Raw genomic sequence first — 22,480 nt, 5'->3', positions numbered from 1 at the left:
TTGACCGGCCGACGTCGTTCGCTAAGCTGAGCCTGTCTGAGCAAAGGATGGCGCCAGACACGACGCAAGCCATCCCGATAACCGGCGAGCGGATCATCCGTAACGCCGAAGATAAGAAGAACAGCACCAGCTCATGCTGGCCGCGCTGCGCAAGATTTCCATCAAGAAACAACATCTGGCTGCTGCCGCCGAATGGGCAGGGCAGCCTCAACGCATATGGAGATTCCATGCGGTACGCACTTATCAATGGGGAGCGGCATGAAGCCGAGCCTCGTCTTGTCGGCACCTGTCCTGGCTGCGCTCAAGCGATGATCGCAAAATGCGGGGACCAGAGAATTCACCATTGGGCGCACAAGGGCATGCGCGTCTGCGACCCCTGGTGGGAGCCCGAAACCCCTTGGCACCGGGCGTGGAAGCGGGAGTTCGACGATGCCTGGCAGGAAGTTATCCTCCACGACGAATTGGCCGAAAGGCACATTGCCGACGTTCGCACCGACCATGGGCTCGTTCTCGAGTTCCAGCATTCGCACATCTCGCCACTGGAGCGGCAATCGCGCGAGGCCTTCTATCGCAACATGGCCTGGATCGTCGACGGAACCCGGCGCAAGCGGGATCTACCCCGATTCATTGACGGGCACCGATCGCTGCGGCCCTCGCCCTGGAGAGGCATTTACGCCACGCCGTTTCCTCAGGAGTGTTTCCCATCTGACTGGCTCGACAGGGCTGTGCCGGTGTTCTTCGACTTTGCTGGCATGGAGCCGCTCGATCAGCGCGCCGGGATCGAGCGGCGCCTGTTGTGGGGACTGCTGCCTGGACGCGCCGATGGGCACGCCGTCATCGTCGCTCTTGCGCGCCAACGTCTCGTTCTGGCGGCGCGCACCCGGCCCCAGATCGTTCCGGCCCGCGAGATCGTCGTCACCCTTGGCTACCGGTATCGAGCGGCGCGCGTCGAGGCGCGTCGATATGCGGGGCTCCCGGCCTGGCGCCGGCGGACACGGCGGCGTCATGCCGCTCGGTTCTAGCCCGGGGCCTTTGGGAAGGGGGAAAGCAGGAATGAAGAGGGGATGAGCCCGCTCGCAGATCGGGCGATCCGCCGACGCTGACGCTCAATCGCCCCCATCGCGATCCCGGCCCGTCATCCTGCGCAGGGCTGCAAGCCCCGCTTGGCCAGCCGGGCAGGAATGCTCGGGCGCAATTGCACCGGCCCGCCCGCTCCGCGGGCCGGGGGATGTCTTCGGAAAGAAGACGAGAAAGGACCGGCGATGGGCCGCGTCCACAACCTCCAAGGAGCATTCCCATGGAACTGAAGTTTGTCGATCCGCGCTCGCTGAAGGACAATCCCGACAAGGCGCGCCGCTCCAAGTCCAGCCCGCAGGCCGACGCCCTGCTGCTGGCGACGATCAAGGCTGTCGGCATCGTGCAGCCGCCCGTTGTCGCTGCCGAAACCGATGGCGGCAATGGCTTCGTCATCGATGAGGGCCATCGTCGCGTCAAGCAGGCGATCGCCGCCGGCCTCGAGGAGATCGCCGTTCTCGTCGTGCCTCGGGCCGAGGATGGCGGCGCCATGCGCTCGCTCGTCACGACGATCGCGCACGAGCAACTCAATCCCGTCGACCAGTGGCGCGCTATCGAACGTCTCGTCGCGCTCGGGTGGACCGAGGAGGCGATCGGCATCGCGCTCGCCCAGTCGGTGCGCCAGATCAAGAAGCTGCGCCTGCTCGCCAATGTGCTGCCGGCGATGCTGGATCACATGGCTAAGGGCGACATGCCCGACGAGCGGCAGCTCCGCACGATCGCGGCCGCCTCGCTCGAGGATCAGAAGGAGGTCTGGAAGGCCAACAAGCCGTCCAAAGGCGACCCGCAGGTCTCGTGGTGGAGTGTCGCCAACGCTCTCGCCAAGACCCGCATGTATGCGCGCGATGCTAGCTTCGGCGGCGACCTCGCCCAGGCCTACGGCATCGCCTGGGTCGAGGACCTGTTCGCCCCGGCCGATCAGGACAGCCGCTATACCACTGACGTCGAGGCCTTCCTCGGCGCACAACAGGAGTGGATGACGCAGAACCTTCCGAAAAAGGGCGTCATCGGCGAAGTCAGTAACTACGGCGAGGTCAAGCTGCCGCCCAAGGCAGAGCGCGTCTATGGCACGCCCAAGAAGTCGGACCACACTGCGATGTACCTTGACCGCGAGGGCAAGGTGAAGACTGTCCACTTCCGCATGCCCGAAGCCAAGAAGAAGGCCAAGGGTTCGGAAGCGGGCGATGCTGCCGACGAGACGATCGTTGTCTCCAAGCCCCGTCCCGACGTCACGCGCAAGGGCATCGAGACGATCGGCGACCTGCGCACCGATGCCCTGCATGAGGCGCTGTCGCGCGCGCCCATCGAGGACGACACGCTGCTCGCGCTACTCGTGCTCGCCTTCGCCGGCCAGAACGTGCGCGTCGACTCCGGCGCCGGCGGCGACTTCCGCTACGGCGGTCGCTTCGGCCGTCACGCGGCAACCCTCTTCGATGCGGAGGGCAAATTCGCCTTCGACGTCGACACGCTGCGCATCGCGGCGCGCGGCGTCCTGATCGACGCTCTGTCTTGCCGCGAAGGTATGAGCAAGTCGGGCGTCGTGGCGCTCGTCGCCGGCGGTGCGATTGGCGCGAACGGGTTCCTCGCCAACATGGGCACGGAGGACTTCCTCTCCTGTCTGTCGCGTCCGGCGCTCGAAGGCTCGTGCGCCGATACGCCGGTACTGCCGCGCGCCCGCGTGAAGGACACGCGCGCCGCGCTCGTCGAGCACTTCAAGGAGGGCCATTTCGTCCACCCGGCGGCGCTGTTCACCCCCGATGCGATCAGCCTTGCCGAATGGCTCGCCAAGAGCGCTGTCACCGATGTCGAGGACGATGATGTGCCTGACGCCGGGGACGTCGGCGGCGAGGACCAGGCGCCCGAGGACCACGAGATCGAGGAGGGCTACCGCGAAGCCGCTGAGTAGCGCCCCGCTTCTTCTTTCGATCGCTCCGCCGCCGCCGGGTTCGCCCGGCGGCGGTTTCGTTTCCAGCCCACCTATGGAGGACATCATGTCCGCGCATATGATATTTGAATCCGCGCCGATCGGCGCCATCGTCGCCTGGTCCGACGGCACGCCGCGTCCGCCGGAACGGCATTCCAAAAAGCTCGCCGCCTGGGAGAACAGCAACAGCCAGGGACGGCTCATCCGCAAACAGGGTGGTCGCGACGCCGGCACGCTTGGCTCCACCGGCAGCTTCACTCTGCACGAGGCCGATTTCGGCGCCGGCGGCGTCATCGCCATCCGCGTCCACCGGACCTTCTCGCTCGGCTCCGGCCTGCGCTTCATCATCATCGAGCGCCCTCCGGTTGGCTCCGTGCGCGTGTTCGACCGTGCTGGTGACCATGCCGAGCTGGTCCACCTCGCTCCCCATCGCGCCGCCGCCCAACACTGGCTGTCGCAGCACGGCTACCCCAAGGCCGTGCTCGAGGATGTCACGGCCAACGAGGCGGCGGCCGATGTCGTCGAAGGGAGGACCGCCGCATGACCCGGATCCTCGAAACCTCACCCCCTTCGCCCGAAGTCCCGGATTTGTCCGGGGCCATTTTCGGGCGCAGCGCCGACAGCCTGCTCGTCGCTCTCGTCGGTGAGCATGCTTTCGCGATGGTTCCCGCTCGCGACGGCCGGCACTATCTCGCTAGCGGTTGGCGGATTCGCCGGCCCATGTCGGAATGGATCCGGTTGGACTTCTACGGCCATTCCGGCGAGATTGCCGACGAACCAGCCTTCCGGGCGAAAGTGCTGGAACAGGCCCAACATCAGCGCGAGAAGCTGGCGCTCGACCGGCGCGAGGACCGGTCCCCGGCGCATACTCCGTGGGGACCGTCACAGGGAGCAACCCTCTACGCGGACGGTGTGACCTTCTATTCGACTGCCGGTCACGGCGGTTTCCATCTCTCACCGGACCGAAACCGAGAAGTCCACCCTCTGCTCCGCGCCACTGACGGCTGGTACGAAGAGGACGAATGCTGGGCGATCGTCGCCATCTCCTTTCCACATCTGTTCACCGCCTTCGAGCGCCGCTGCGCCGAGCAGACCATCAAGGACTCCTGGCCGGACGCGTGGGAAGCGATCTTCGGCACCATCCTTTCCGCGGGCGAGTCCCGCAGGAAGGACCAGCGAGCCTTCGAGGCCGAGCACGCTGCCGACTGGATCGTCGTTTCAGCGATCACGTCGGACCAGCAGAAAGGGTTCGTCGAGTGCGTCGCCACGCCCGGTGGCAAACGCGGCCCTGGCACCGAGGAACGTCGCTTCCTCGTCCCCGCCGGCGAATACGAGATCGGCCGGTTCGGCTTCGTCATCGATCCGGATCGTCATCCCGTCTATGCCGGTCCGTCGAGCTTTATCGGCTGGCGGGGGAGGGGGTCGCCATGACTCTCGCGCCCGAGCTGCGCCGTCAGCTCTCCCGCATGGAGGAGGCGCGCCGGCAAACGCAGCGTCATTTGGACATGGTGGACCGGCAGATCGCGCGCCGCATGACCGCGCTGATCCCCGGCCTGCTCCCACGCCGGACGCACTATCGACGCGGCAAGGCAACCGATCCCAGCGCGTTCCTCGAACGCTATCGATCCCAGCTCGCAGTCCTGACCGCAGAGCGCCAGCCAGAGATCGACGCATTGTCGCGCAAGCTCGCACGGCAGGAGCAGGCGATCGCCAGATTCCTCGACCGGCAGGGCGAAGCCGCTGACATGAGCGAGCAGGTCTAGCGATGCCGCTGTCCAAGCGACAGGTGGGCGGTGTCGATGATGCCGCATGCGGCACGCACACGAGCGACCATCGTGGTGATGGTGGTCGCGGCAGCGATACGGCTGGATCGACATCGTGAATTGGCAGATGGTCATGACCGCCTGCCCTTCGGCTCCCATGGCGAAATCGAGGTCCCGTGCCGGTCCTCCCTCGGGCTTCATGCGGTCCTGAACCGGCGGCCGTTCGCTTCAAGGCCGCGTTCCGCGCCGCGGGGCGGCCGGATCGAACCGGTCTCGACATGGCAGGCCCGCGTCCTGCGCGAGGGCGGAAGGGCGCCCTGCTCGGCCGCAAACCTTCCATGCTCGCCTCGGTCCGCCCGGACCCTGAAGCGCCCGTCATACCGCCGGTTCTGTCGGTCCGCGCTCGAGGGAGGGCCGGCATGGGGCCGGTCCAAGCTTCGGGAAACCGAAGAAGGAAAATGCCATGACCAAGAAAGCTACCAACGCCCGCTCCAGCGCCCGCGTCGTCCCGCTCCGCAAGGGCACCACAATCCAGATGGTCCGGCTCGCCTGCCCCGATGCCGCACAGTGCTCCCTCATCTCCGAGAGCTTCGGCCTGCCGGTCCTCGACAGCGACGGCATCCGCGAGCTGCACGAGAAGCTCATCGTCGACACGGCCGCAGCGCTCGACGAGGGACTTGGCGAACGCGCCATGCAGATCCACCTGCAGCGCATCGTCGGAGCGTATGTCGGCTCCGCTCATGGCGCCGGCCAATTCTACAGCCGCTCCGTGACCGAGGCCCGCGATGCGACGGCCAAGGCCGCCTGCGATGATCGCGACGAGGATGTCGGTGGCCCGGTCGGCTTCGACAGCGCCGCCCAGCGCAAGCGGGAGTTCGCCGCCGACATGGCGCTCCAGGCCCACGCGCTGGGCATGGCCGCCGAGGGCGCCGTCAATGCCTACGAACAGGTCGTCGGCGAGGTCTGGAAGCCCTTCGAACGGCCGGTGGAGAACCCCGGGCAGAGCGTCGATCGCAAGGCAGCCGACCTGCAGATGGCGGCTCTCGGATGAGCATCAACTCGGGCGGGGCGATAGCTCCGCCCGCGATGATTGCTGTGCCAACTCTCCGGACCTTCGCTCTGGCTATTCGCGTGGGTGCATCACCGCTGTTTAGGCTATCAACCGAGTGGACAGGGCGTCGCAGCGCGTAAGGCATCGTCGGCCCGTAGCCGAACCGCATCACGATATCGCGTCGCTTGTCCTGTGCGCCGACCAGCGCGGCCAGCTAGGGCCGCAGCCGTGCCACCTCGACTGGCTGGTTGACGTAAGCATGTTTGAGCCCGAGGCTGGTGGCGGTGAGCGCGAAGCGCTGGCAGGCGCGCCCGACCCTGATCCAGGCGCCTTGTCCGCGTGGCCGACCCGAATTCGTTGTCCCGAAAGAGCGCTGTTTCGATCGAGAGGACACCGTGAGCGGGTGGCCCGCTTCTGTGCGAATAGGCCCGGGTCATCGGACGCCACTCTTTGTGGGCAGTCCAATCCCGCTCTCTCGTGATGGCTTTCCTGGTGCGGCGGCGGATCTTCCACGATCAACCCGCAGGGGGTCCGCTAGCAAGCTGTGGCCGCTTGGCTGCGCCTTCGCGGTGATCGCGCCCGCCGCCGCACACTGACGGAGCCATCGAGCGGGAATTGGCCCGCTCCAAGATGGAGCCCTCAGATGTCGCACGATCTCACGCTCGCCCAGAAGGCCGCCTGGCACCTCGCCCGCACCCTCATGGCCCCCGTGGTTCTCTTCCAGGTCGACGACGAATTCGGCGTCCTGCCGGCCGACGAGCTCGACGACGCCGACGTCGAGATACTGTTCGAGTACGATCCCTATAGCGGCGGCCGGTCGGTTCACTAACCGACCTTCTCCTGCCCTCAGGCGGCGCCCCCCGCGCCGTCTTTTTCCTTTCTGGCACCCGCTCGCCGCCCCGTCCTGCCCGTGGTCCTGGCGGAGCCAGGCGGTCGGCGCAACGGCGTTGCCGTCCTCCGCTCCCGCTGCGGCCCTTCGGGTGCGCAGCCAGCCTTCCTGCTCCGCCGCGGCGGACCCCGTGACGGGGCCGCGATCGGCGCGGCCTCCAGAACCGGAGGTTCATAAAATGAGCAGAAAAGAAGGAAAAGGACCGCGCATCGACATCTACGCGCGGATCACCGACCGCATCGTCGCGGAGCTCGCGAAGGGTGTCCGGCCCTGGATGCAGCCATGGCACGCTGCCAATGCCATCGGCCGCGTTACGCGGCCGTTACGGCATAACGGTCTGCCCTATAGCGGTATGAACGTGCTGCTGCTGTGGTCCGAGGCCACCGCGCGCGGCTTTGCCAGTCCGATGTGGATGACGTTCAAGCAGGCGCTCGAGCTCGGCGGTGCCGTCCGCAAGGGCGAGACCGGCTCGATGGTCGTTTTCGCCGGCCGCTTCACCAAGACCGAAACGGATTCCGCTGGTGAGGAATTCGATCGGGAGATCCCGTTCCTCAAAGCCTACTCGGTCTTCAACGTCGCGCAGATCGACGGCCTGCCGGACCATTATGACAGGAACAAGGCGGAACCTGTTCGCGATCCGATTGTGCGCATCAAACATGCCGATCGCTTCTTCGCCAATACCGGCGCGATGATCCGGCATGGCGGCGATCGCGCCTACTTCTCGCCGGCAACCGACCACATTCAGATGCCGCCGTTCCAGACGTTCCGCGACGCCGCGGCATATGTGGCGACCCTGAGTCATGAAGCCACGCATTGGACTTCGGCGCCGCATCGGGTGAACCGCGACCTCAGCCGCTACGCCAAGGATCGCAGCGAGCGGGCACGCGAAGAACTGATCGCCGAGCTCGGGAGCTGCTTTCTCTCCGCCGATCTCGGTATCGTGCCGGAGCTCGAGCCGCGTCCGGATCATGCGAGCTATCTCAATTCCTGGTTGAAGGTGCTCGCCGACGACAAGCGGGCGATCTTCTCGGCCGCTGCTCACGCGCAGCGCGCCGTCGCCTTCCTGCACGGCCTTCAGCCGGCGGCCTCGGAAGAACGCGAGGCCGCCTGATGTTCCACGCATCCATCATCGGCGGGGAAGGTGACGCACCTTCCCCGATCCGCCTGCGCGCCCTCTCGCTCGGAGCGGGTGTGCAGCCGCCACGAAGCCATCGAGCTGTCGCAGCTCTGCGCGGCGCGGCCTGATCTGTCTCGCGTAATGTTGCGCATGTGGCGCGCCTTCGTCTTCCCGACGCTGTGCCAGGAATGCGGTTTCGTCTGGGCGGTCAGCTATCAGGATGCTCCGATCCATGCCGGCAACCTCTATCGCTTCGACGGCTGGGTGCTGCCCGCCACATCACAGCGGCGCCGATCCGCGCTCAGGCAGGAAAGGCCGCCGTAAGGTGGTCTGGGGCTGGCGCGACGACGCCAGCGAGCGACGGCGGCGTCGTGCGATCGGGCTGGTGGCCAGTTCCGACCTCGGCGCCGTCCACCGCCATGATGTCCGTGACTTCGCGCACGGTGCACTCATCAGCCTATGAAGGCAGGGCCACATTCCCTCGCGGGGACGTTGCCGAGCCCAAAGTCGCGGAGCATGTGACGCTGCTCGGCGGCGCCGGCACCCAAGGCCTCATCTTGATGTCAGCCCGCCGGGGGGCAGGGGTCACCGGGTTTCAGCGATCGGCCGCGTCTCGCGGGTCAGGATTCCCGGAACGGCGCGAATGCCGGCAGTGGAAACGGCTGTGTCAGTCCCGCCCCATCTGAGCTGCCGGTGGATCTATCCCGCCGAAACGAATTGAGCCCCTAAGTCCATTCGGTTTCCGCACGCAACCCCGCGCGGCGGCGGACCGAGTTGGCGCTTCGCGCCTGCCCGCACCACTCCTTGCCTTGGGGGCGAGCCGTCGCGTTCCGCTCGGGTTGCAGGCGTCTCCCGCTGTCCTTGGCCGGGTCTCGTTCGGAGGGACGGTCCCCCGGACCAGCAAAATGGAGACAGGAAATGACCAACATCGTTTTTCTCGCCGGCAACATCGGCAACGACCCCGAAATGGTGAACACCCGCGGCGGCACCAAGATCACCGACTTCCGGCTGGCGACCTCCCGCCCGAAGCGGGCCGACGGCAAGGTGGTCAAGGGCGAAAACGGCTACGCCGAGCAGGACACCGAATGGCACCGCATTAAGTGCTTCAACGGCCTCGCCGAGACGGTGCAGAAGCACTGCGTCAAGGGCATGAAGGTCGCGGTGCGCGGGCGCATCCACTACACAAGGTGGACGGACAACGACGAAATCGAGCGCTTCAGCTCCGAGATCATCGCCGACGCCGTCGACTTCCTCGCCTGGCCCAAGGGCGACGGCGCCGGCAACCAGACCGAGGACACGGACGACATCCCGTTCTGAGCCCGGATCGGATGGCCCCGCCGCGAGGCGGGGCCACTCCTCATGCAGAAAGGAGCACCGAGGATGTGCAAAGTTCTCAATGCCCGCATCGTCGGGAAAGCGCCCGCTCCCGGGCGCGTCTATATCGGGCGGCCGAGCAAATGGGGAAATCCCTTCGTCATCGGCCGCATTGGTTCACGCGAGGAGGTCATCGAGAAATATCGCGCGTGGCTCGCGTCGCAACCCGAGTTGCTCGACGCGCTCGACGAACTCCGCGGCCGCGATCTGGTCTGCTGGTGCGCGCCGCTTCCGTGCCACGGCGACGTGCTGATAGAGCTCGCGAACCAGGCCTGACCTCTTCGGCCCCGTCACGCCGACGGGGCCGTTTCTGCATGCCGAGCGCCAAACTTGGGTCGATAGCCGCGGCGCCGCTTGGCGCGCAACAGTTCCAGGAAAAGGCCCACGGCCTCGCCCTCGTCATCGAAGGAGTGCTGGACCATGCGGCCGGTCGTTCCGATCCGACCCCATCGGCGCACGAGGCAGGTCTGCCCGAACAACGTCCCTTCGATCGACAGCGCATAGAACCGGGCCATGTTCCGACTCGCGTCCATGCGTTCGATATAGAGGCGATAGCGTTGCGCAACCATGCCAACAGGATCGCGCAGGCGGAGTCCGCCGTCCAATGACAGCTTTGAATCGCTGAACCCGGATCGATTCATTCTCGTGATGGGTCGTTGGACCGGCACACGCCCGAGGAGCCGAGTTTGACAACATCGGCTTCCTGCCAATTGATGGTTCGCGAACCGGAGCCTTCAATTTCTCGACGAACTCGGCCCACCGGAAACGAGCCGCCAGAGCAGTCAGCCGTTCAACGCATCCTTCACCGCCTTCGCCGGCGCGAAGGCGAGCTTTCTCGATGCGGCGATTTTGATCGTGGCGCCGGTCGACGGGTTGCGCCCCTCACGCGCCGGCGTGTCCTTGACCTTGAACTTGCCGAAACCCGGTATGCTGGTTTCCGCCCCCGATCGGGCGGCGTCCGAGATCTCCTTAAACACGCTTGCCACGATTGCCTTGGCCTGCGCCTTGCTCAGGCTCTGCTCCGCGGCAATCTTGTCGGCGATTTCGGTTGTCGTCGTCATGATCTGCATATCCTCTCTTGCATCATCCTCGCCTACCTATGGCAATCACAACATGCCACTGGAACTCACGGAGCGCGGGGGTTTCGTCGGCAATCCACTGGAAATAGCCGCGGATACCAATTCCAGGATCTTCCATGCTCTGACAAGAGGCGGATGCACACCAGCAGCTTCCGAAATCTCCAGGCGGCATCTCTTCTCACCGCGCGCTTGCGCCACGTCAGCGCCTGAGCTTCTGCCGTCCAGTTCGTCATATTCCCCGTAGCCCCATAGGGGTCGTTAGCCCGCGTCACGATGATCGAAGCACACGCCGTTGGTCGACCAGTTAAGGTCTCGACGATGTAGCCGACGAACTCCTGGAGTTGACGAAATCGTCGCACACGGCGCGTCAAGCGCGAAGCCGGTTTATCAACCGCGTTGTAGGTTCCGTCCGCATCGGCGGGCAGAATGCCCCGTCGATGTTCCCAAGCCCCCGTGACCGTGGCTTGAGCGCTGTCAAGGTCGCGAGGATCTGCGCCGCAGATCAGCGCGCCGCGAAGCGGTTGCCTTGACAGCGCGAAACGCGGTCACAGTTTCGGCAGGCGCTCGGCGTGCTTCTCGAGAAAATCGTTGACCGCTTCAACATAGTAATCGTTGACCCGCCTGCCTTCCGAAGCAGCGAGCAAGCGCAGGCGCCGCTTGTCTTTGGCGGCGACGTAGATGGTCGTCGGCTCCTTCTTGTCATCACGGAGCGATTTTCCGGCGACAGGATCGCGCTTTTCGCCCTCTTCCTTCACCTTGCGGATCTCCGTGCCGCTCAGCTCCAGTTTCGGGCGATTGATCTTGGGAAGCACAGCCCGGGCTGGCTGCATCACGCTCAGCAGGGCATCCTTTTTGCCGTTGTCGTCCATCTCGTCACTCCGCTGCGGCCGACCGGTTTGCCTCAGTCACATACTGGACAATCTCGGCAAATATCGCCTCGGATTCGACTATCGCCTTTGGGTCCACCCGGCCGCCCGCGTAGAGCGTCGCGCCGGTCTGCATGTCCTTGTAAGCAATGCGGTAGGGCATTTCCTCACCGGCAATTCGTGTACCGTCTTGCTGGATGATCTCCCGCAAGTCAGCAAGCGCCCTTGCCCGCATGTCGATGACGGTGTTGTTCGTGAAGACATACATCACCGGCAGGGCAAAGCCGCGGTTCTCGGCGACCAGGGGAATGTGGCCGTTCACAAGCTGATGAGCGGCGGTAATGTCGTCCATGGCAAGATGCACCGGCACGACGGCGACGTCGGCAGCAAAAAGTGCTGCGGTCAGTTCGTCATTGGTCTTGCCTTCGGTGTCGATGATGACCAGCTTGCCTTGCCTGTCCTGTTCCTGGGCGAGCGCGAGGATGTCGGTGGGCGTCGTGACTGCCACGATCTCCAGATTTGGGGGCTTGTTGCCGAAGCGATCGAGCAGCATGGACCAGCGATCGATGTTCTTGCGCTCGTCGGCGTCAATGACAAAGACGTTGTGGCCTTGGTGCGTAGCGACACTCGCCAGGGCACGCACGAGCGTGGATTTTCCAACGCCGCCTTTTGCCACGGCAACGGTGATGATCATCAGGCTCCGTCCTTCGCTGAAAGCGCTATAGCGTTCTGATTTATAACGTTGCGGCGCTGCAGTTTTCAAGCGATTTGATACTTTAAGTTATGAAGCTGCACAGCCATGCCATCATGGCGTTATGCCGCTGTTAATTGCAGCGTTGTGCCCTCGTAACGCTGTGCCATTGTGATGGCGTGTCGCTGTTCCGCTACAATAGCATAGAGTAATACCGCTATAGAGCTAAAGCATCATTCACTTGTAAAGAATGCAGGCGGAGCGGTGCGAAGGTTAAAGAATGAAGTCGCCTGAAGACAGTGCACGCCTTCTCTTGTGTTTCCCCCATGTTTAAGTTATTTCTTCTTTGGCAGGATAGCGGGTTTTGTGGAACAAATCCGTTTTGCGCGCCCGCTTTGCGGGCTTAGGTCGGAAAACATGGGGTAAAACAAGACCGTGCCACGCCAGGGCGTCAGTTACGGAGAAGTCGTCAGGTTCCGCGTCAGTGCCGACGAAAAGGCGGCGCTCGCCGCCGTCAGCGAGCGCGAAGGGGTGCCGGAATCCGAAGTCATCCGCCGTCTCTTGCGCGCAGAGACGGGGTTGTTTCTGCCGGTGGCCGATATCGATCGATCGGCGATCGAGGGACTTCAGGAGCAACTGCGCAAGATCGGTGGCAATCTCAACCAGGCCGTTCGCGCCATGAATGGCGGCCGCGTCGGCTACGAACCAGCGGTGGCCAAAAGCCTCGCAGCACTTCTCGGAATGATGCAGCCGATGAACAAGCGGCTCGCTGAAATGGCGCGACCAGCCCGGGCGCGACGGAGCCCGGATCAATGAGCGGGTATTTCAACGAGCTGGTACTCAGCATTGAAGCGATGCTTAGCGGTGACGCGCCGGCCGTCCAGGCAGGGATAGCGGACGAGCTGTCGGAGCCAGAGGAGATCCGGCGACGGGCCTATGCCGCTACCGTGGCGGCCTGGAGCTCACCGGCGGCGGAACCTGGCGCCGGCAATGCTCCGGCGACGCGATCGGCTGGGCGTTCCGCGGGGACGGGGAAGGGCGGCCCAAAAGCTTCGTCGACGCCGCGGCCGTCCGTCGCTACGCAAGCGAAAACGGCCGCTAGAGCCGTGAGATTCGCTGCCACCGGAATTTCGACCCCCGCCGCGCCGCTCATGGGGGCGGCCGCAATGGCCGGCCCGCAGGACTCGGCAACCATCGCTGCCGCTTTACGGCCGTTTACCGGGCAAAATGACCCGATCGCCGTGTTCACCAAAGTCGCAGCACTTGCGGTCGCCAATGACGAGGATGAAAGACGGCGACGGGGAGGGGGTGGCGGTGGCGGCAGCTCGGTTCCGACCGCTGCCGCAAAGACAACGCGAGGACCAAGCCAAGCGCAGCGAATAGCGGCACGCGCCGCAATCGCGGCCGGCGCGCAGCCGGCGGTGTTCAAGGTTATTTCGACGGCTGGGACGAAGGGTGCGGCCGGCGCCTTGCTCGAATATCTCGGCACCAGGCCCGGTGAGGACGGCAAGAAACACGATATCGAGGTTTTCACGAGCTCGGGGCTCGGTGTCGAGACCCGCGAGCAGCGGCGGGCGCTTCTGGACGAGTGGCAGGAGGGCTTTCGTGAGCCGTTCCAAAACACGAATTTCATCGAGATCGACGTCGCGCTCTCTGGCGATCCCGGCCGGGATGAACTGCACGACGCCTTGAATGCCGCGTTAGGCAGCAAGCCCTTCGTCTATGCGCGCGCCGGCACCACCGTGAAGGTCTACGCCTACACCGACATGAAAGCGGCAGCACTTGCAAAGGCGTTGCAGAAGCTCGACCACGAAAATGGCAGGGGCGGTGTCCTGCAACGGGCCGATGACGGGATCACGGCCCGACTGAAGGACGCCGGCGTGGCCGGCAAGGCCGAGATCAGAGCGGCCGTTTCGACCGAAAGAGGCGGCCAATATTTTTTGCAGAAATTCATTCGCGCCAATGCCGGCGTGATCAAGTCCGATGGCGAAGAGCTGCGAGCCGGCCAGCGTGCGGACAAGGCCGCGCAAGCCCTCTACGCGTCGTGGAAGGCGGGTTTCAAGACGGTGGAGCCACGCAACGTTTATCACGTCGTCTTTTCGGCCAGGGCCGGCACAGACGCGCATGCGTTGCTGCGCACGGCCGAGAACGTGCTTGCCGAAAAGATTCCGGACCACAAATGGGCGATCGCGCATCATCCGGAGACCGGGCACGTCCATGTGCACGCGATGATCGTTGCACGCTCGGAAAGCGGCCGGCAGCTGCATTTCAGCAAAGCGGACCTTTACGACTGGCGCGCAGCCTACGCCGAAAAAGCCCGCGAGGAGGGGATTGCTATGGTGGCGACCAGCCGGATGGACTTTGCCGCGTCACGGCCGTTCAACATGCGCCAGGCTGGTGCGTACGAACGATCGAAAGGGGACACGCGTTACTCTGTGTCGCCGACGCTCGCGCAGCGCGTCGAAGCGAAGCGGCAGGCCGTTTTCGAGGCAAGGACAATCGCCGCCCATGGGGCCGAGATCTCGCGTGGCTGGCAGTTGACCGCCATGATGACGCGCGAGGCAATGCCAGGGTTGTCGGCGGACGCAGGCGTCGCGGCGTTTTCAGCTGCGATCGCCGGGTTCGCGGCCGTCCAGAGGACCGAGCTTCGCACGACGCCGGCGTCAAGCGGAGAGGGGGCATCGCTATCGCCGTTGGCCGAAAAAGTTGATACTGTAATTGCTTTGACCAATCGTATCCAGGAGATCATGAGGATGGAATTGTCGCCGCTGGAACTTCGCCGCAAGATCGCGGATGTGAACAAGGCCTTTGATCGGATCGACGGCTCCTTGTCTAAGAAGGAGGACAAGCACGAGCTCGCCGGTATCCGCGAGGAAATGAACGGCCTCTTGAACGAACGGCTGAATGATGTGCGGGTGCAGGTGGCTACTGGCGGTACCGGGGCCACTGACACAGTGCGCGACGAAGGCCGCTCTCTTAGCGAAAAAGAGCAGCAAGCCAAGACGCAGGACCGCGCGAACGAGCAGAACCCGCGTCAGTCCGACAAACAGGCCACGTCGGCATCCGCGACGGGAAAGAAGGCCGAGCAGCATAAGGCCCGTGTCGAACGGCAGAACCGCGACACGCAGCGCTCTTTGGACGATGATCGGGCGCGTTGAGTAGCGGGCTTCCAAACGACGGGAGTGGCCCCCTTGCGGACCATCCCTGATGGGACGTCAAGGCAACGTCGTGACCCGTTCCCGTCGTTCTCGCCCACACATGCTGAACGACTGCTGTGCGCCGCATGGCAGTCATTCCTCCGGTCCCGTCCATTTATCAAAAGCAGATGAGGTGGATGGCTCCCGCTCCCGGCATCTGAGTGCCACAGTGGGTTTGCTGTCAGGCAACCCGAGCAAAGGAGCCATCCGCCATGCAGATTACCACCGTGGGCCTTGATCTGGCCAAGCGCATTTTTCAGGTTCATGCCGTCGACGCGTCTGGGGGCGTTGTTGTTCGCAAGGCACTGCGCCGATCCCAAGTTCTGCCGTTCTTCACCAAGTTGCCGCCCTGCCTGATCGGCATGGAGGCGTGCGGCACATCGCATCATTGGGCTCGAGAGTTGACGGAACTCGGCCATGAAGTCCGCCTGATGCCACCGTCCTACGTGAAGCCCTATGTGAAGCGCGGAAAGAATGATGCGGTGGACGCGGAAGCGATTTGCGAAGCGGTGACACGCCCGACCATGCGTTTCGTCGTGATGAAGTCAGCTGAGCAGCAAGCGGCCCTATCGCTTCACCGCACCCGCAATCTTCTGGTCAAGCAGCGTACGCAACTGGTGAATATGATCCGCGGCCTGTTGGCCGAGTTCGGCATCGATATTCCCGAAGGTTTGGAGCGGGCGCTTAAGCTGGCGCGCCAGATAGCCGCGAAGAAATCCACATTGGACGTGCCGGCAATGGCACTGCAGATTCTGTGTCTCCTGTGCGAGCAGGTGCTCAACACCCATGCCCGGCTCCAGACCATTGACCGGTCGATCCTTGCCCAACAAAGAACGAATGAAGTGGCACGGCGTCTATCGACCATACCTGGCATTGGCCCGATCGGTGCCACAGCGTTGGCGGCCTCGGTTGCTGATCCGGGTCAGTTCCGCTCGGGTCGAGAGTTTGCCGCCTGGCTCGGGCTGACACCTTCGCAAAACTCGAGCGGCGGAAAGGACCGTCTCGGGCACATCACCAAGATGGGCGACCGGTACCTGAGAAAGCTCCTTGTGATCGGCGCGACCTCCCTGATCCGACGGGCAAGGCATAAGCCCGAGGCTGCGGATCCGCGCCTCCTCGCGTTGCTCGCCAGGAAGCCAGCGCGCGTGGCGAGCGTAGCGATGGCAAACAAGATGGCCCGCGTGGTGTGGGCTATCATGGCGCGCGGCGAAACCTATCAGGCGCGTCATGTTCCGAACCTTGCAGCGTAAGTTGCGCTGAAGACGAGACACTGAAGCAGAAATCAGATCGAGCCGATCGATCGGCTCCATGAGGTTGTGAGAGCGACGCGATGTGATGGCGAGACCGGTCAGGCCGGGAACAGGGACAACCCATGCGATGTCGGAGGCATCATAGCCTGCAAAGCAGATTGGGACCCAGTTCGCCGACCCCATCAGGGCCAGCAGTCTCGAATGGCTGCATCAACAGGCCGGACAGAAGACTGCACCCGACCAACGCGCCATAATGTCGAATTACCTCTTGCATCGCGGGAGCCATCCACAGAAGACATCGCTGTAGCAGATGCTGCCGGCGGCTTCGCGCCGCTTTCGAGACGCGGCTTCGTCGGGCTGTTCCAAGGCGAGGAGATGCGCCGCTCCAGGAACGTTGGCCAGCGTCGCCCGGTCGCCGAGTCTCTTTCTGAAGCTGCACCCCGTTTTCAGGGGGTCCGATCTGATCCTCCGCTCCCTGGAGCGGTGACAGTGCTTCCCCTCTCGCCGTGAGGCCAGGGAGAGGGGAAGCCGACATTGCGGTCAGCTACGGAGTCTTGGTCATCGGCGGATGCTTCCAAGAGCCGTCGAGGGCGGCCTCCTTGGGCCAGTAAAGACGCATGAAGGCTATGAACGGCCCTTTGGGAGCCGGCAACCAGTTGGGCTCCTTGTCCTTGCCCGGCGTTTCGTTCTGGAGGTAGAGCGTCAAGCCGCCGTCGGCATCCTTCACAAGTTGCGGCAGCATCGGTGAATTGATGAGATAGCGGTTGATCGGATTGGCTACTAGTAGGCTCTTTGGCAGCTCATACATGGTCAAAGACCAGAAGGCGTTGACTGGCGGCAACCCATCGGCTGCGAAATGCAGCGTGTACTTGTCAGCGCCCACAAGCTTCTCCCCGGTGGAATCCAGCGCATAGACGGGGTACATCGCCTCTTGCTTTGAATTACCTCCAATTCCCAGGATGGCCGCGGCCATTCGGTAAAGATAATTGTTCTTGAGGTATTCCCGCGTTCCGAAGAGATCGCCGGACGTCACCTTGCCGGTGTCGATCTCCGTTTTCTGGAGGTTCTCGAACTCCGCCCAGCCATCGGCCATGCCCTGTTCGATGGCAGTCTTCATTTCAGGCGAGAGCGCCGCAACGTCGATGGACTTGCCCGCGCCGACATCGATCGTTGCGAAACGCGCCATCAACTCGGTCTCGGACGGATCGGTCGGACAGAACTGCAGGATGAAGCTCAGAATGTTGAAGAACTCGACCGACTTCCGCTCGTCTTCCGGCGTAAGCGGCTTGATGAAATCCAATGCCGGGGCGGCGGCGGGCGCCGGCTGGCCGAGGAATGCCGAGAGCGGCTGGGCCTTGTAGCCGGCCTGGACCTTCTTGACGTTATCGATGTCCTCTGGATTGAAAAGCTGCGTGCGGTAGGCCGCCCAGATGAAGTCCGTTTCGGAGCGGATCACCTCCTTGACCCCCGCCGGCTTCTCGCCCTTCCAGTTCGGGCCGGCGACGAGGAAGCTGCCTGCTCCGTTGCCAGTGGTCCTGCTGCCGGCATAGGCGAAGTTGAAGGTGTAGGCGTCGATGAACTGGATGCTGTAATATCGTTCCTTCTCAATCTCGGGCACGGTGAGAACTATCGGTTCGGCGCGCAGGTCCATGCCGAGCCACGAATAGGGCGTATCGGAGTTGGGTGTCTGGATGGCTGTGTCGGCTGGCGTATAGACTCGCGGCGTGTTGACCAGCGTGTTCCAGGGCGCCTTGTATTCCGGGTTCTTGGTATCCACGAAATAGGCGTATTGTATGCGGTAGCTGTCGACAGCCGGGAAGCCGTAAATGAAGGCCTCCTTGGCGATGGCGCGGGCTTCCTCCGCGGTGACGTCGGCGGACTGGGCTGGCGCCGTGCCCCCAACGAACAATGCGGCGATACAGGCCCATGCGAATGTGCGTCTTGAGAATCTCATGGCCGTCCTCCTTGGGGGTACAGCCTTACGTTGCGGCAATTTCGGGCAGCGGGCAACGTAAATAACGGTAGCCTACGGGGGCTCCTCTAGCGGGCGTTCACCGAATCCAGTTGTGGCGTCCCACGCCATTGTTCGGCCCGCGTTTGCCAACGTCTGCTAAGCGCCGCTTGTCGGCCGTTAACGTCAGCTTTGGCATCACCTGGAAGCAGACATTGTCGATGACCACGCTGTAGGTTGCGGTTGCACAGAATCGGTCATTCAGTTTTGGTCGTGGGACATCAGCTGGGGCCGCTGTCGCTACTTGACCGCCTCGACATCCGGCAACTTCCATGACCCGTCGAACAACCCCTCCTTCGGGCTGTAGAAGCGGAGCATCGGGTAGAAGCCCTTGCCGGAGACGGTTTCGATCCAGTTGTCCTTCAACTCCGCTCCTTGTGGAGGAGTGGGAGCAAAGTAGAGATCGACCGAGCCGTCGGCATTGATCTTGAGCGGGTCATAGGATGACTTTGCTGAGTCGTTGTTCGGGTTCTGGACCATTGAGCGCGTGGCGGTGTCGTAGAGCGTGAGCGACCAGAATGCCGCAGCAGGTACGTCTGCCGGAACGTGCAGACGGTAGGATTTGCCGCCGTCGAAGTGGTTGCCGTCCTTGTCCGCGAACGCCTGGATGTATTGTGAGCCGGGGCCCGCCTTCTTCACGCCGATGCCGGGCGATGTGTAGATGGCGCCGTAGGTGTAGTGCAGCCGCTCGTCGAGTTGGCTGTAATACTCAGTTTCATGGGTGGGGTCGAGCATCTGGATCCAGTTCCAGTGCGTACCTGGAATCGCATTGGCGCCGGTGAAGCGGTGGTGCCCTTCGAAGAGCATGACGCGGGCCATGGCATCCCCAATTTGCGCAGCCTCTTCAAGGATTGCCTTCTGACGGGCATCTGGCTTGAACTCCTTGCCCTTTTCTATGCCGAGCGGCTTGAGCATTGCCATGAAGAAGCGGTCGGACTCCTGCACCGGATTATTGTCGATGAACGCGGCGAGACGCGCCCAGAACTCGATACCTTGCGGGGGCAGCGTATTGATCGTCGAAGCCGAGAGCGAGACGAACTTGGTCGGCTTCGGGTTGCTGCGCTGGCTGTACGGATACACCTTCATGCTCCTGACGAGTTCAACCACCTTCGGGGCGTTCTCCATGCCGCCCTGGAGGATACCGCGGACCATGGCGTTGTAGTTGTTTTGCGCGGCACGAAGGAGGTGAAAGCCCTCGCCATCTTTCGGCAGTTCACCTGTGTAGTCGGCGGGGACGAGAAGGAACTTTCCCCCCTTGTCGCCATCGGGACCGGGCAGGCCGAGGTCGGTGATTGATTTCTGCCAGAAGTTATCGATAAGGCCGACGATGGCGCCGGGCGGGATATCGACGACGACAGGCCCGTCCTTACCTAGGTCGATGTTCGTCAGCGCATAGATTGTGGTATCGTTGGCCGTGAGCCAAAGGCCCTTGGTGTCGGCGAAGTTGTCGTAGATTCCGATGTCGTTCGAGTCCATGCCGTCAGCGTTCGCAGCGATCCGAATCGATTCGAACGACACCGCCGGATAGGCCCACAGGTAGCACTGCACCGCGCGCTGATAGTCGATCTCGTCGAAGACTTTCTTCGCGGTTTCCTGCGTTGGATACCCGTGCTCGAAGGTCAACGGACCGAGACGGGATTCGATCGTGTCCGGCACCCCGGCTTCCTGAGCATATGCAGTGCCGATCGTCAGCGCGGCTGCCATCATGGTGGTGGCGATGGCGCTATGTCTGCGTGTGATTGTCATATCCGTGTTCCTCCTTTGTGAGACTCATTCGACGAGCTCGAAGCGTGTTCCAGCCCATGGCGGCCGCCGCCAAAAATCTCCGCTCATTTCCTCGCTCCGAATGGGCTGGTCCACCGCTACGTGTGATGTCCCCCGGGCATCGGAAGGGCCTCGACGTTCATCGCCCAGGGAAAACGGTACTCTTCGAAGCCGGAGATCATTGGCGGCGGGAACGTCGGGTCGGCGAAGGCGCCGACTTTGATCCCGATGTTGTCCGGTGTTTCGGCAAGCACGTAGTAGACGGTCGAACCGCACTCCGGGCAGAAATGGAACGTGGCGCCCGTGCGGGAGCAGTTGCGATACGTGACCGGCGGCGCGCCCGCGACGGGAAACGTCCACGTCGTCGACTTGCCTCTGATCGTCACCTGCTCCTTCGGGAATGTCGCCTGTATGGCAAATGCGCTGCCCGTCTGCTTCTGGCAGTTTATGCAGTGGCACAGCGATATCCGCTCCGGGTCGGGGCCTACGCAGGTAAGGGTGAGCTGTCCGCAAATGCACGAAGCCGTGCGGGTTTTGACGGCTGAAGCCTCAGGGGTCTGCGTTGCTGCCTGCGCCGTCGTGCTGCCGGTCACTGCGCTGTCGACGAACGCGAGCGTAGCGACAGCCATGACCTCGCGTCTCGATAATCTAGTTTTCATGATAGGTCTCCATCGTGTCTTCGACGTTCGATTGCATTGGTCACTGCACGAGTTCGACCTCGCTCGGCCGCCACGTCTTGTCGAACCAGGATTCGAGCGGGCTGTAGAGGCGAAGCATGGGGTTCCAGCCCTTGCCGGGAATGGTCTGGATCCAGTTCGCTTCCTTGCCTGCGGGGGCGGTCGGGCCGAACCAGACATCAACCGAGCTGTCGGGGTTGACGATGAGATCCTTCTTCTGACTGCCCACACTGGGGAACTGCTGGTCGGTCTGCAGGTCTGACCGGGTCTGCGTGTCGTACACGATGATCGACCAGAAGCGCTTCGCCGGGATGTTCGGAGGCAGGTGGATCTTGTAATTCTTGGCGCCGTCGAGCCGCTTGCCCTCAGAATCCACGAAGGTGTACGCGTATTGCGAGCCAGCGCCGATCATCTTCATCGACATCGCCGGGGTGCTGCCGGTGAAGTAGTAGTAGGACCCGGTGCGCGAATCCAAGCTGCGCACAGCGGGCTGCTGAAGGAACTCGTAACCGCCGACCAAGAGCGGGTTGCTCCACCCGCTATTCGGGTAGTAGTAGGTGGCCTGGTCCCGGGATTTCATCAGGATGGCTCGGGTGGTGGCATTGCCGACCGCAGCCGCCTCGGTAAGGATCTTCTTCATCCGCGCATCGGGCGCGAAAGGCTTGCCCTTCTCGATACCGATCGAAGCGAGCAGCCCCATCGTCTCGGGGTCCATCGCCTCGCTGGGCTCATCTTGCACGAGCTGGTTGACCTCTTCGAAGAACCCGAAGTCGTTTGCATGAACCGTGTTGTGCGGCACCCCGGAGAGGTTCATGAACTTCTGCTCCGGGGGGTTGGCCGCCTGGGACAGCGGGTAGATGCGCGTGTTCTTCTTGATGATTTCCACCCTTCCTTCCGGGGAGCCATCGACCAGGAACCCGCGCGACAGATACCAGTTGCCGAAGGTGCGGGATTTGAAGACATGGTACCCCTTCGGCACCTCGCCTGTGTAGTCAGGCGGCAGGAAGAGGAACTTGCCGCCCTTCCCTTGATCGGGGCCTACCAATCCGAGATCGGCCACGTAGTGAAACCAGAAGTCGTCAAAGATCCCGAGCGCTTCGGGCGGGCTCTCGATGACCACCGGGCCGTCCGTCAGGTCGATCCAGTTCACCGCGTAGACCGTGTCGGCGTTTGGCGTGAGCCAGATCGCCTTGGAATCCAGGAGCGTATCGGAGACGGGTATGATGTTGCCGTTCACCGCGCCGAGCTCCCGCAGAGAATGCCGCATTGCCACCAGCGAGGCGCCCGGCATGGCGGTCAGAAACGCCTGCACACCGCGCTGGAAATCGAGATTGTCATAGACCTTCTGGACGGTGGCATCGTCTGGAAAGCCGTCGTCAAATTTCAACGTGCCGAGGCGCGTATCAACCGTATCCGGCGTCATGATGGCTTCGGGAATGTCCGTCGTCATCTTCATCTTCGGCCCGGTCTGCGCCAGCACGGTGGTCGCCGCCAGCGCGAAAACGAGCGTCGCGACAAGGGACTGCGATTTCATGGCTACTCTCCATCGTGGGTTGGGTTGTCTGCTGAAACGAGGGGCAGTCAGTCGCGAGATATCGCGCCCGGGCAATAGCCGCTTTTGATAGGAGCCTCGGTGACTGCATTGCGCCAACGCAGTGTGCGCTCCTCGCACGTGGCTGGTCTGGTAAAGCGATACGCTTCATCACAGCGGGCCGCTATCGGAATCCTGCAAGAGCGAGCGCCGGTACCAGGC

Annotated in this window: 23 protein-coding genes; 14 read left to right on the top strand and 9 right to left on the bottom strand. The window is 63.2% G+C overall.

Going from position 1 to position 22,480, the window contains the following annotated elements:
* Window positions 1-47 precede the first annotated feature (47 nt).
* From ACSQ3L_RS31015 to ACSQ3L_RS30975, 9 genes are all read left to right on the top strand, one after another.
* Window positions 48-1,022 carry a competence protein CoiA gene (locus ACSQ3L_RS31015; protein ID WP_436163617.1) on the top strand — a complete coding sequence of 325 codons (975 nt, stop codon included), beginning with the start codon at window positions 48-50 and terminating at the stop codon, window positions 1,020-1,022.
* A 275-nt stretch (window positions 1,023-1,297) separates the two neighbouring features.
* Complete coding sequence (locus ACSQ3L_RS31010; RefSeq protein WP_436163616.1) at window positions 1,298-2,980, top strand: ParB N-terminal domain-containing protein; 1,683 nt, start codon at window positions 1,298-1,300, stop codon at window positions 2,978-2,980.
* Between the two features lie 85 nt (window positions 2,981-3,065).
* Window positions 3,066-3,542 carry a hypothetical protein gene (locus ACSQ3L_RS31005; RefSeq protein ID WP_436163615.1) on the top strand — a complete coding sequence of 159 codons (477 nt, stop codon included), beginning with the start codon at window positions 3,066-3,068 and terminating at the stop codon, window positions 3,540-3,542.
* Window positions 3,539-4,429: a DUF7007 domain-containing protein gene (locus ACSQ3L_RS31000; protein ID WP_436163614.1), complete on the top strand. Its 891-nt coding sequence runs from the start codon at window positions 3,539-3,541 to the stop codon at window positions 4,427-4,429. Before ACSQ3L_RS31005 ends, ACSQ3L_RS31000 begins: the two co-directional genes overlap by 4 nt.
* The gene (locus tag ACSQ3L_RS30995; protein ID WP_436163613.1) at window positions 4,426-4,761 is read left to right on the top strand and encodes a hypothetical protein; all 336 of its coding nucleotides are present in this window, start codon (window positions 4,426-4,428) and stop codon (window positions 4,759-4,761) included. The genes ACSQ3L_RS31000 and ACSQ3L_RS30995 overlap by 4 nt, the downstream gene beginning before the upstream one ends.
* Before the next feature lie 463 nt (window positions 4,762-5,224).
* On the top strand, window positions 5,225-5,812 hold the full coding sequence (locus ACSQ3L_RS30990) for a hypothetical protein (RefSeq protein ID WP_436163612.1): 588 nt from the start codon (window positions 5,225-5,227) through the stop codon (window positions 5,810-5,812).
* A 643-nt stretch (window positions 5,813-6,455) separates the two neighbouring features.
* Window positions 6,456-6,641, top strand: coding sequence for a hypothetical protein (locus ACSQ3L_RS30985; RefSeq protein ID WP_184772787.1), 186 nt, complete (start codon window positions 6,456-6,458; stop codon window positions 6,639-6,641).
* 238 nt (window positions 6,642-6,879) lie between these two features.
* A complete protein-coding gene (locus ACSQ3L_RS30980; protein WP_436163667.1) occupies window positions 6,880-7,812 on the top strand; it encodes an ArdC family protein in 933 nt (310 codons plus the stop codon).
* A gap of 78 nt (window positions 7,813-7,890) precedes the next feature.
* The gene (locus tag ACSQ3L_RS30975) at window positions 7,891-8,142 is read left to right on the top strand and encodes a hypothetical protein (protein WP_436163611.1); all 252 of its coding nucleotides are present in this window, start codon (window positions 7,891-7,893) and stop codon (window positions 8,140-8,142) included.
* On the opposite strand, the gene ACSQ3L_RS30970 is transcribed toward ACSQ3L_RS30975, so the two are convergent.
* A complete protein-coding gene (locus ACSQ3L_RS30970; RefSeq protein WP_436163610.1) occupies window positions 8,120-8,260 on the bottom strand; it encodes a hypothetical protein in 141 nt (46 codons plus the stop codon). The two genes, ACSQ3L_RS30975 and ACSQ3L_RS30970, sit on opposite strands and share 23 nt — an antisense overlap.
* 476 nt (window positions 8,261-8,736) lie before the next feature.
* On the opposite strand from ACSQ3L_RS30970, the gene ACSQ3L_RS30965 reads away from it, so the two are divergent.
* Together ACSQ3L_RS30965 and ACSQ3L_RS30960 are read left to right on the top strand one after the other, a co-directional pair.
* Window positions 8,737-9,135, top strand: a complete 399-nt coding sequence (locus tag ACSQ3L_RS30965; protein WP_436163609.1) for a single-stranded DNA-binding protein — start codon at window positions 8,737-8,739, stop codon at window positions 9,133-9,135.
* A gap of 63 nt (window positions 9,136-9,198) precedes the next feature.
* Window positions 9,199-9,468 (top strand): DUF4326 domain-containing protein, encoded by a 270-nt coding sequence (locus ACSQ3L_RS30960; protein WP_436163608.1) that lies wholly within the window; start codon window positions 9,199-9,201, stop codon window positions 9,466-9,468.
* A gap of 14 nt (window positions 9,469-9,482) precedes the next feature.
* On the opposite strand, the gene ACSQ3L_RS30955 is transcribed toward ACSQ3L_RS30960, so the two are convergent.
* The 4 genes from ACSQ3L_RS30955 to ACSQ3L_RS30940 all read right to left on the bottom strand — a co-directional run bounded on the left by ACSQ3L_RS30955 (window position 9,483) and on the right by ACSQ3L_RS30940 (window position 11,831).
* Window positions 9,483-9,797 carry a WGR domain-containing protein gene (locus ACSQ3L_RS30955; RefSeq protein WP_436163607.1) on the bottom strand — a complete coding sequence of 105 codons (315 nt, stop codon included), beginning with the start codon at window positions 9,795-9,797 and terminating at the stop codon, window positions 9,483-9,485.
* A 177-nt stretch (window positions 9,798-9,974) separates the two neighbouring features.
* Window positions 9,975-10,253 carry an HU family DNA-binding protein gene (locus tag ACSQ3L_RS30950; RefSeq protein ID WP_436163606.1) on the bottom strand — a complete coding sequence of 93 codons (279 nt, stop codon included), beginning with the start codon at window positions 10,251-10,253 and terminating at the stop codon, window positions 9,975-9,977.
* 563 nt (window positions 10,254-10,816) lie between these two features.
* Window positions 10,817-11,140, bottom strand: coding sequence for a hypothetical protein (locus ACSQ3L_RS30945; RefSeq protein ID WP_436163605.1), 324 nt, complete (start codon window positions 11,138-11,140; stop codon window positions 10,817-10,819).
* A gap of 4 nt (window positions 11,141-11,144) precedes the next feature.
* A complete protein-coding gene (locus tag ACSQ3L_RS30940; protein WP_436163604.1) occupies window positions 11,145-11,831 on the bottom strand; it encodes an AAA family ATPase in 687 nt (228 codons plus the stop codon).
* Window positions 11,832-12,263: 432 nt separating this feature from the next.
* On the opposite strand from ACSQ3L_RS30940, the gene ACSQ3L_RS30935 reads away from it, so the two are divergent.
* The 3 genes from ACSQ3L_RS30935 to ACSQ3L_RS30925 all read left to right on the top strand — a co-directional run bounded on the left by ACSQ3L_RS30935 (window position 12,264) and on the right by ACSQ3L_RS30925 (window position 16,275).
* A complete protein-coding gene (locus ACSQ3L_RS30935; protein ID WP_436163603.1) occupies window positions 12,264-12,644 on the top strand; it encodes a hypothetical protein in 381 nt (126 codons plus the stop codon).
* Window positions 12,641-14,986, top strand: a complete 2,346-nt coding sequence (locus ACSQ3L_RS30930) for a relaxase/mobilization nuclease domain-containing protein (protein WP_436163602.1) — start codon at window positions 12,641-12,643, stop codon at window positions 14,984-14,986. Before ACSQ3L_RS30935 ends, ACSQ3L_RS30930 begins: the two co-directional genes overlap by 4 nt.
* Window positions 14,987-15,237: 251 nt before the next feature.
* On the top strand, window positions 15,238-16,275 hold the full coding sequence (locus ACSQ3L_RS30925) for an IS110 family transposase (RefSeq protein WP_436163601.1): 1,038 nt from the start codon (window positions 15,238-15,240) through the stop codon (window positions 16,273-16,275).
* Between the two features lie 544 nt (window positions 16,276-16,819).
* Here the strand turns inward: ACSQ3L_RS30925 and ACSQ3L_RS30920 are convergent.
* The 4 genes from ACSQ3L_RS30920 to ACSQ3L_RS30905 form a co-directional block, all read right to left on the bottom strand.
* Entirely contained in the window at window positions 16,820-18,229 is a 1,410-nt protein-coding gene (locus tag ACSQ3L_RS30920) for a DUF1254 domain-containing protein (protein ID WP_436163600.1), read from the bottom strand.
* 297 nt (window positions 18,230-18,526) lie between these two features.
* On the bottom strand, window positions 18,527-20,032 hold the full coding sequence (locus tag ACSQ3L_RS30915) for a DUF1254 domain-containing protein (protein WP_436163599.1): 1,506 nt from the start codon (window positions 20,030-20,032) through the stop codon (window positions 18,527-18,529).
* Window positions 20,033-20,148: 116 nt separating this feature from the next.
* Complete coding sequence (locus ACSQ3L_RS30910) at window positions 20,149-20,709, bottom strand: GFA family protein (RefSeq protein ID WP_436163598.1); 561 nt, start codon at window positions 20,707-20,709, stop codon at window positions 20,149-20,151.
* Between the two features lie 40 nt (window positions 20,710-20,749).
* Window positions 20,750-22,261 (bottom strand): DUF1254 domain-containing protein, encoded by a 1,512-nt coding sequence (locus ACSQ3L_RS30905; protein ID WP_436163597.1) that lies wholly within the window; start codon window positions 22,259-22,261, stop codon window positions 20,750-20,752.
* Window positions 22,262-22,480: the final 219 nt, after the last annotated feature.

It is taken from the genome of Mesorhizobium sp. LjRoot246, from assembly GCF_964254115.1.
Classification (GTDB): domain Bacteria; phylum Pseudomonadota; class Alphaproteobacteria; order Rhizobiales; family Rhizobiaceae; genus Mesorhizobium.
This window is presented reverse-complemented; position numbering and strand designations above follow the sequence as displayed.

Excerpts from the sequence above, each read along its gene's own strand:
- ACSQ3L_RS31005 (WP_436163615.1), top strand. The coding sequence starts at position 3,066 with ATGTCCGCGCATATGATATTTGAATCCGCGCCGATCGGCGCCATCGTC.
- ACSQ3L_RS30925 (WP_436163601.1), top strand. The coding sequence starts at position 15,238 with ATGCAGATTACCACCGTGGGCCTTGATCTGGCCAAGCGCATTTTTCAG.
- ACSQ3L_RS30915 (WP_436163599.1), bottom strand. The coding sequence starts at position 20,032 with ATGACAATCACACGCAGACATAGCGCCATCGCCACCACCATGATGGCA.
- ACSQ3L_RS30980 (WP_436163667.1), top strand. The coding sequence starts at position 6,880 with ATGAGCAGAAAAGAAGGAAAAGGACCGCGCATCGACATCTACGCGCGG.
- ACSQ3L_RS30995 (WP_436163613.1), top strand. The coding sequence starts at position 4,426 with ATGACTCTCGCGCCCGAGCTGCGCCGTCAGCTCTCCCGCATGGAGGAG.
- ACSQ3L_RS30990 (WP_436163612.1), top strand. The coding sequence starts at position 5,225 with ATGACCAAGAAAGCTACCAACGCCCGCTCCAGCGCCCGCGTCGTCCCG.
- ACSQ3L_RS30985 (WP_184772787.1), top strand. The coding sequence starts at position 6,456 with ATGTCGCACGATCTCACGCTCGCCCAGAAGGCCGCCTGGCACCTCGCC.
- ACSQ3L_RS31015 (WP_436163617.1), top strand. The coding sequence starts at position 48 with ATGGCGCCAGACACGACGCAAGCCATCCCGATAACCGGCGAGCGGATC.
- ACSQ3L_RS30950 (WP_436163606.1), bottom strand. The coding sequence starts at position 10,253 with ATGACGACGACAACCGAAATCGCCGACAAGATTGCCGCGGAGCAGAGC.
- ACSQ3L_RS30930 (WP_436163602.1), top strand. The coding sequence starts at position 12,641 with ATGAGCGGGTATTTCAACGAGCTGGTACTCAGCATTGAAGCGATGCTT.
- ACSQ3L_RS30920 (WP_436163600.1), bottom strand. The coding sequence starts at position 18,229 with ATGAGATTCTCAAGACGCACATTCGCATGGGCCTGTATCGCCGCATTG.
- ACSQ3L_RS30940 (WP_436163604.1), bottom strand. The coding sequence starts at position 11,831 with ATGATCATCACCGTTGCCGTGGCAAAAGGCGGCGTTGGAAAATCCACG.
- ACSQ3L_RS30960 (WP_436163608.1), top strand. The coding sequence starts at position 9,199 with ATGTGCAAAGTTCTCAATGCCCGCATCGTCGGGAAAGCGCCCGCTCCC.
- ACSQ3L_RS30910 (WP_436163598.1), bottom strand. The coding sequence starts at position 20,709 with ATGAAAACTAGATTATCGAGACGCGAGGTCATGGCTGTCGCTACGCTC.
- ACSQ3L_RS31000 (WP_436163614.1), top strand. The coding sequence starts at position 3,539 with ATGACCCGGATCCTCGAAACCTCACCCCCTTCGCCCGAAGTCCCGGAT.
- ACSQ3L_RS30945 (WP_436163605.1), bottom strand. The coding sequence starts at position 11,140 with ATGGACGACAACGGCAAAAAGGATGCCCTGCTGAGCGTGATGCAGCCA.
- ACSQ3L_RS30905 (WP_436163597.1), bottom strand. The coding sequence starts at position 22,261 with ATGAAATCGCAGTCCCTTGTCGCGACGCTCGTTTTCGCGCTGGCGGCG.
- ACSQ3L_RS31010 (WP_436163616.1), top strand. The coding sequence starts at position 1,298 with ATGGAACTGAAGTTTGTCGATCCGCGCTCGCTGAAGGACAATCCCGAC.
- ACSQ3L_RS30965 (WP_436163609.1), top strand. The coding sequence starts at position 8,737 with ATGACCAACATCGTTTTTCTCGCCGGCAACATCGGCAACGACCCCGAA.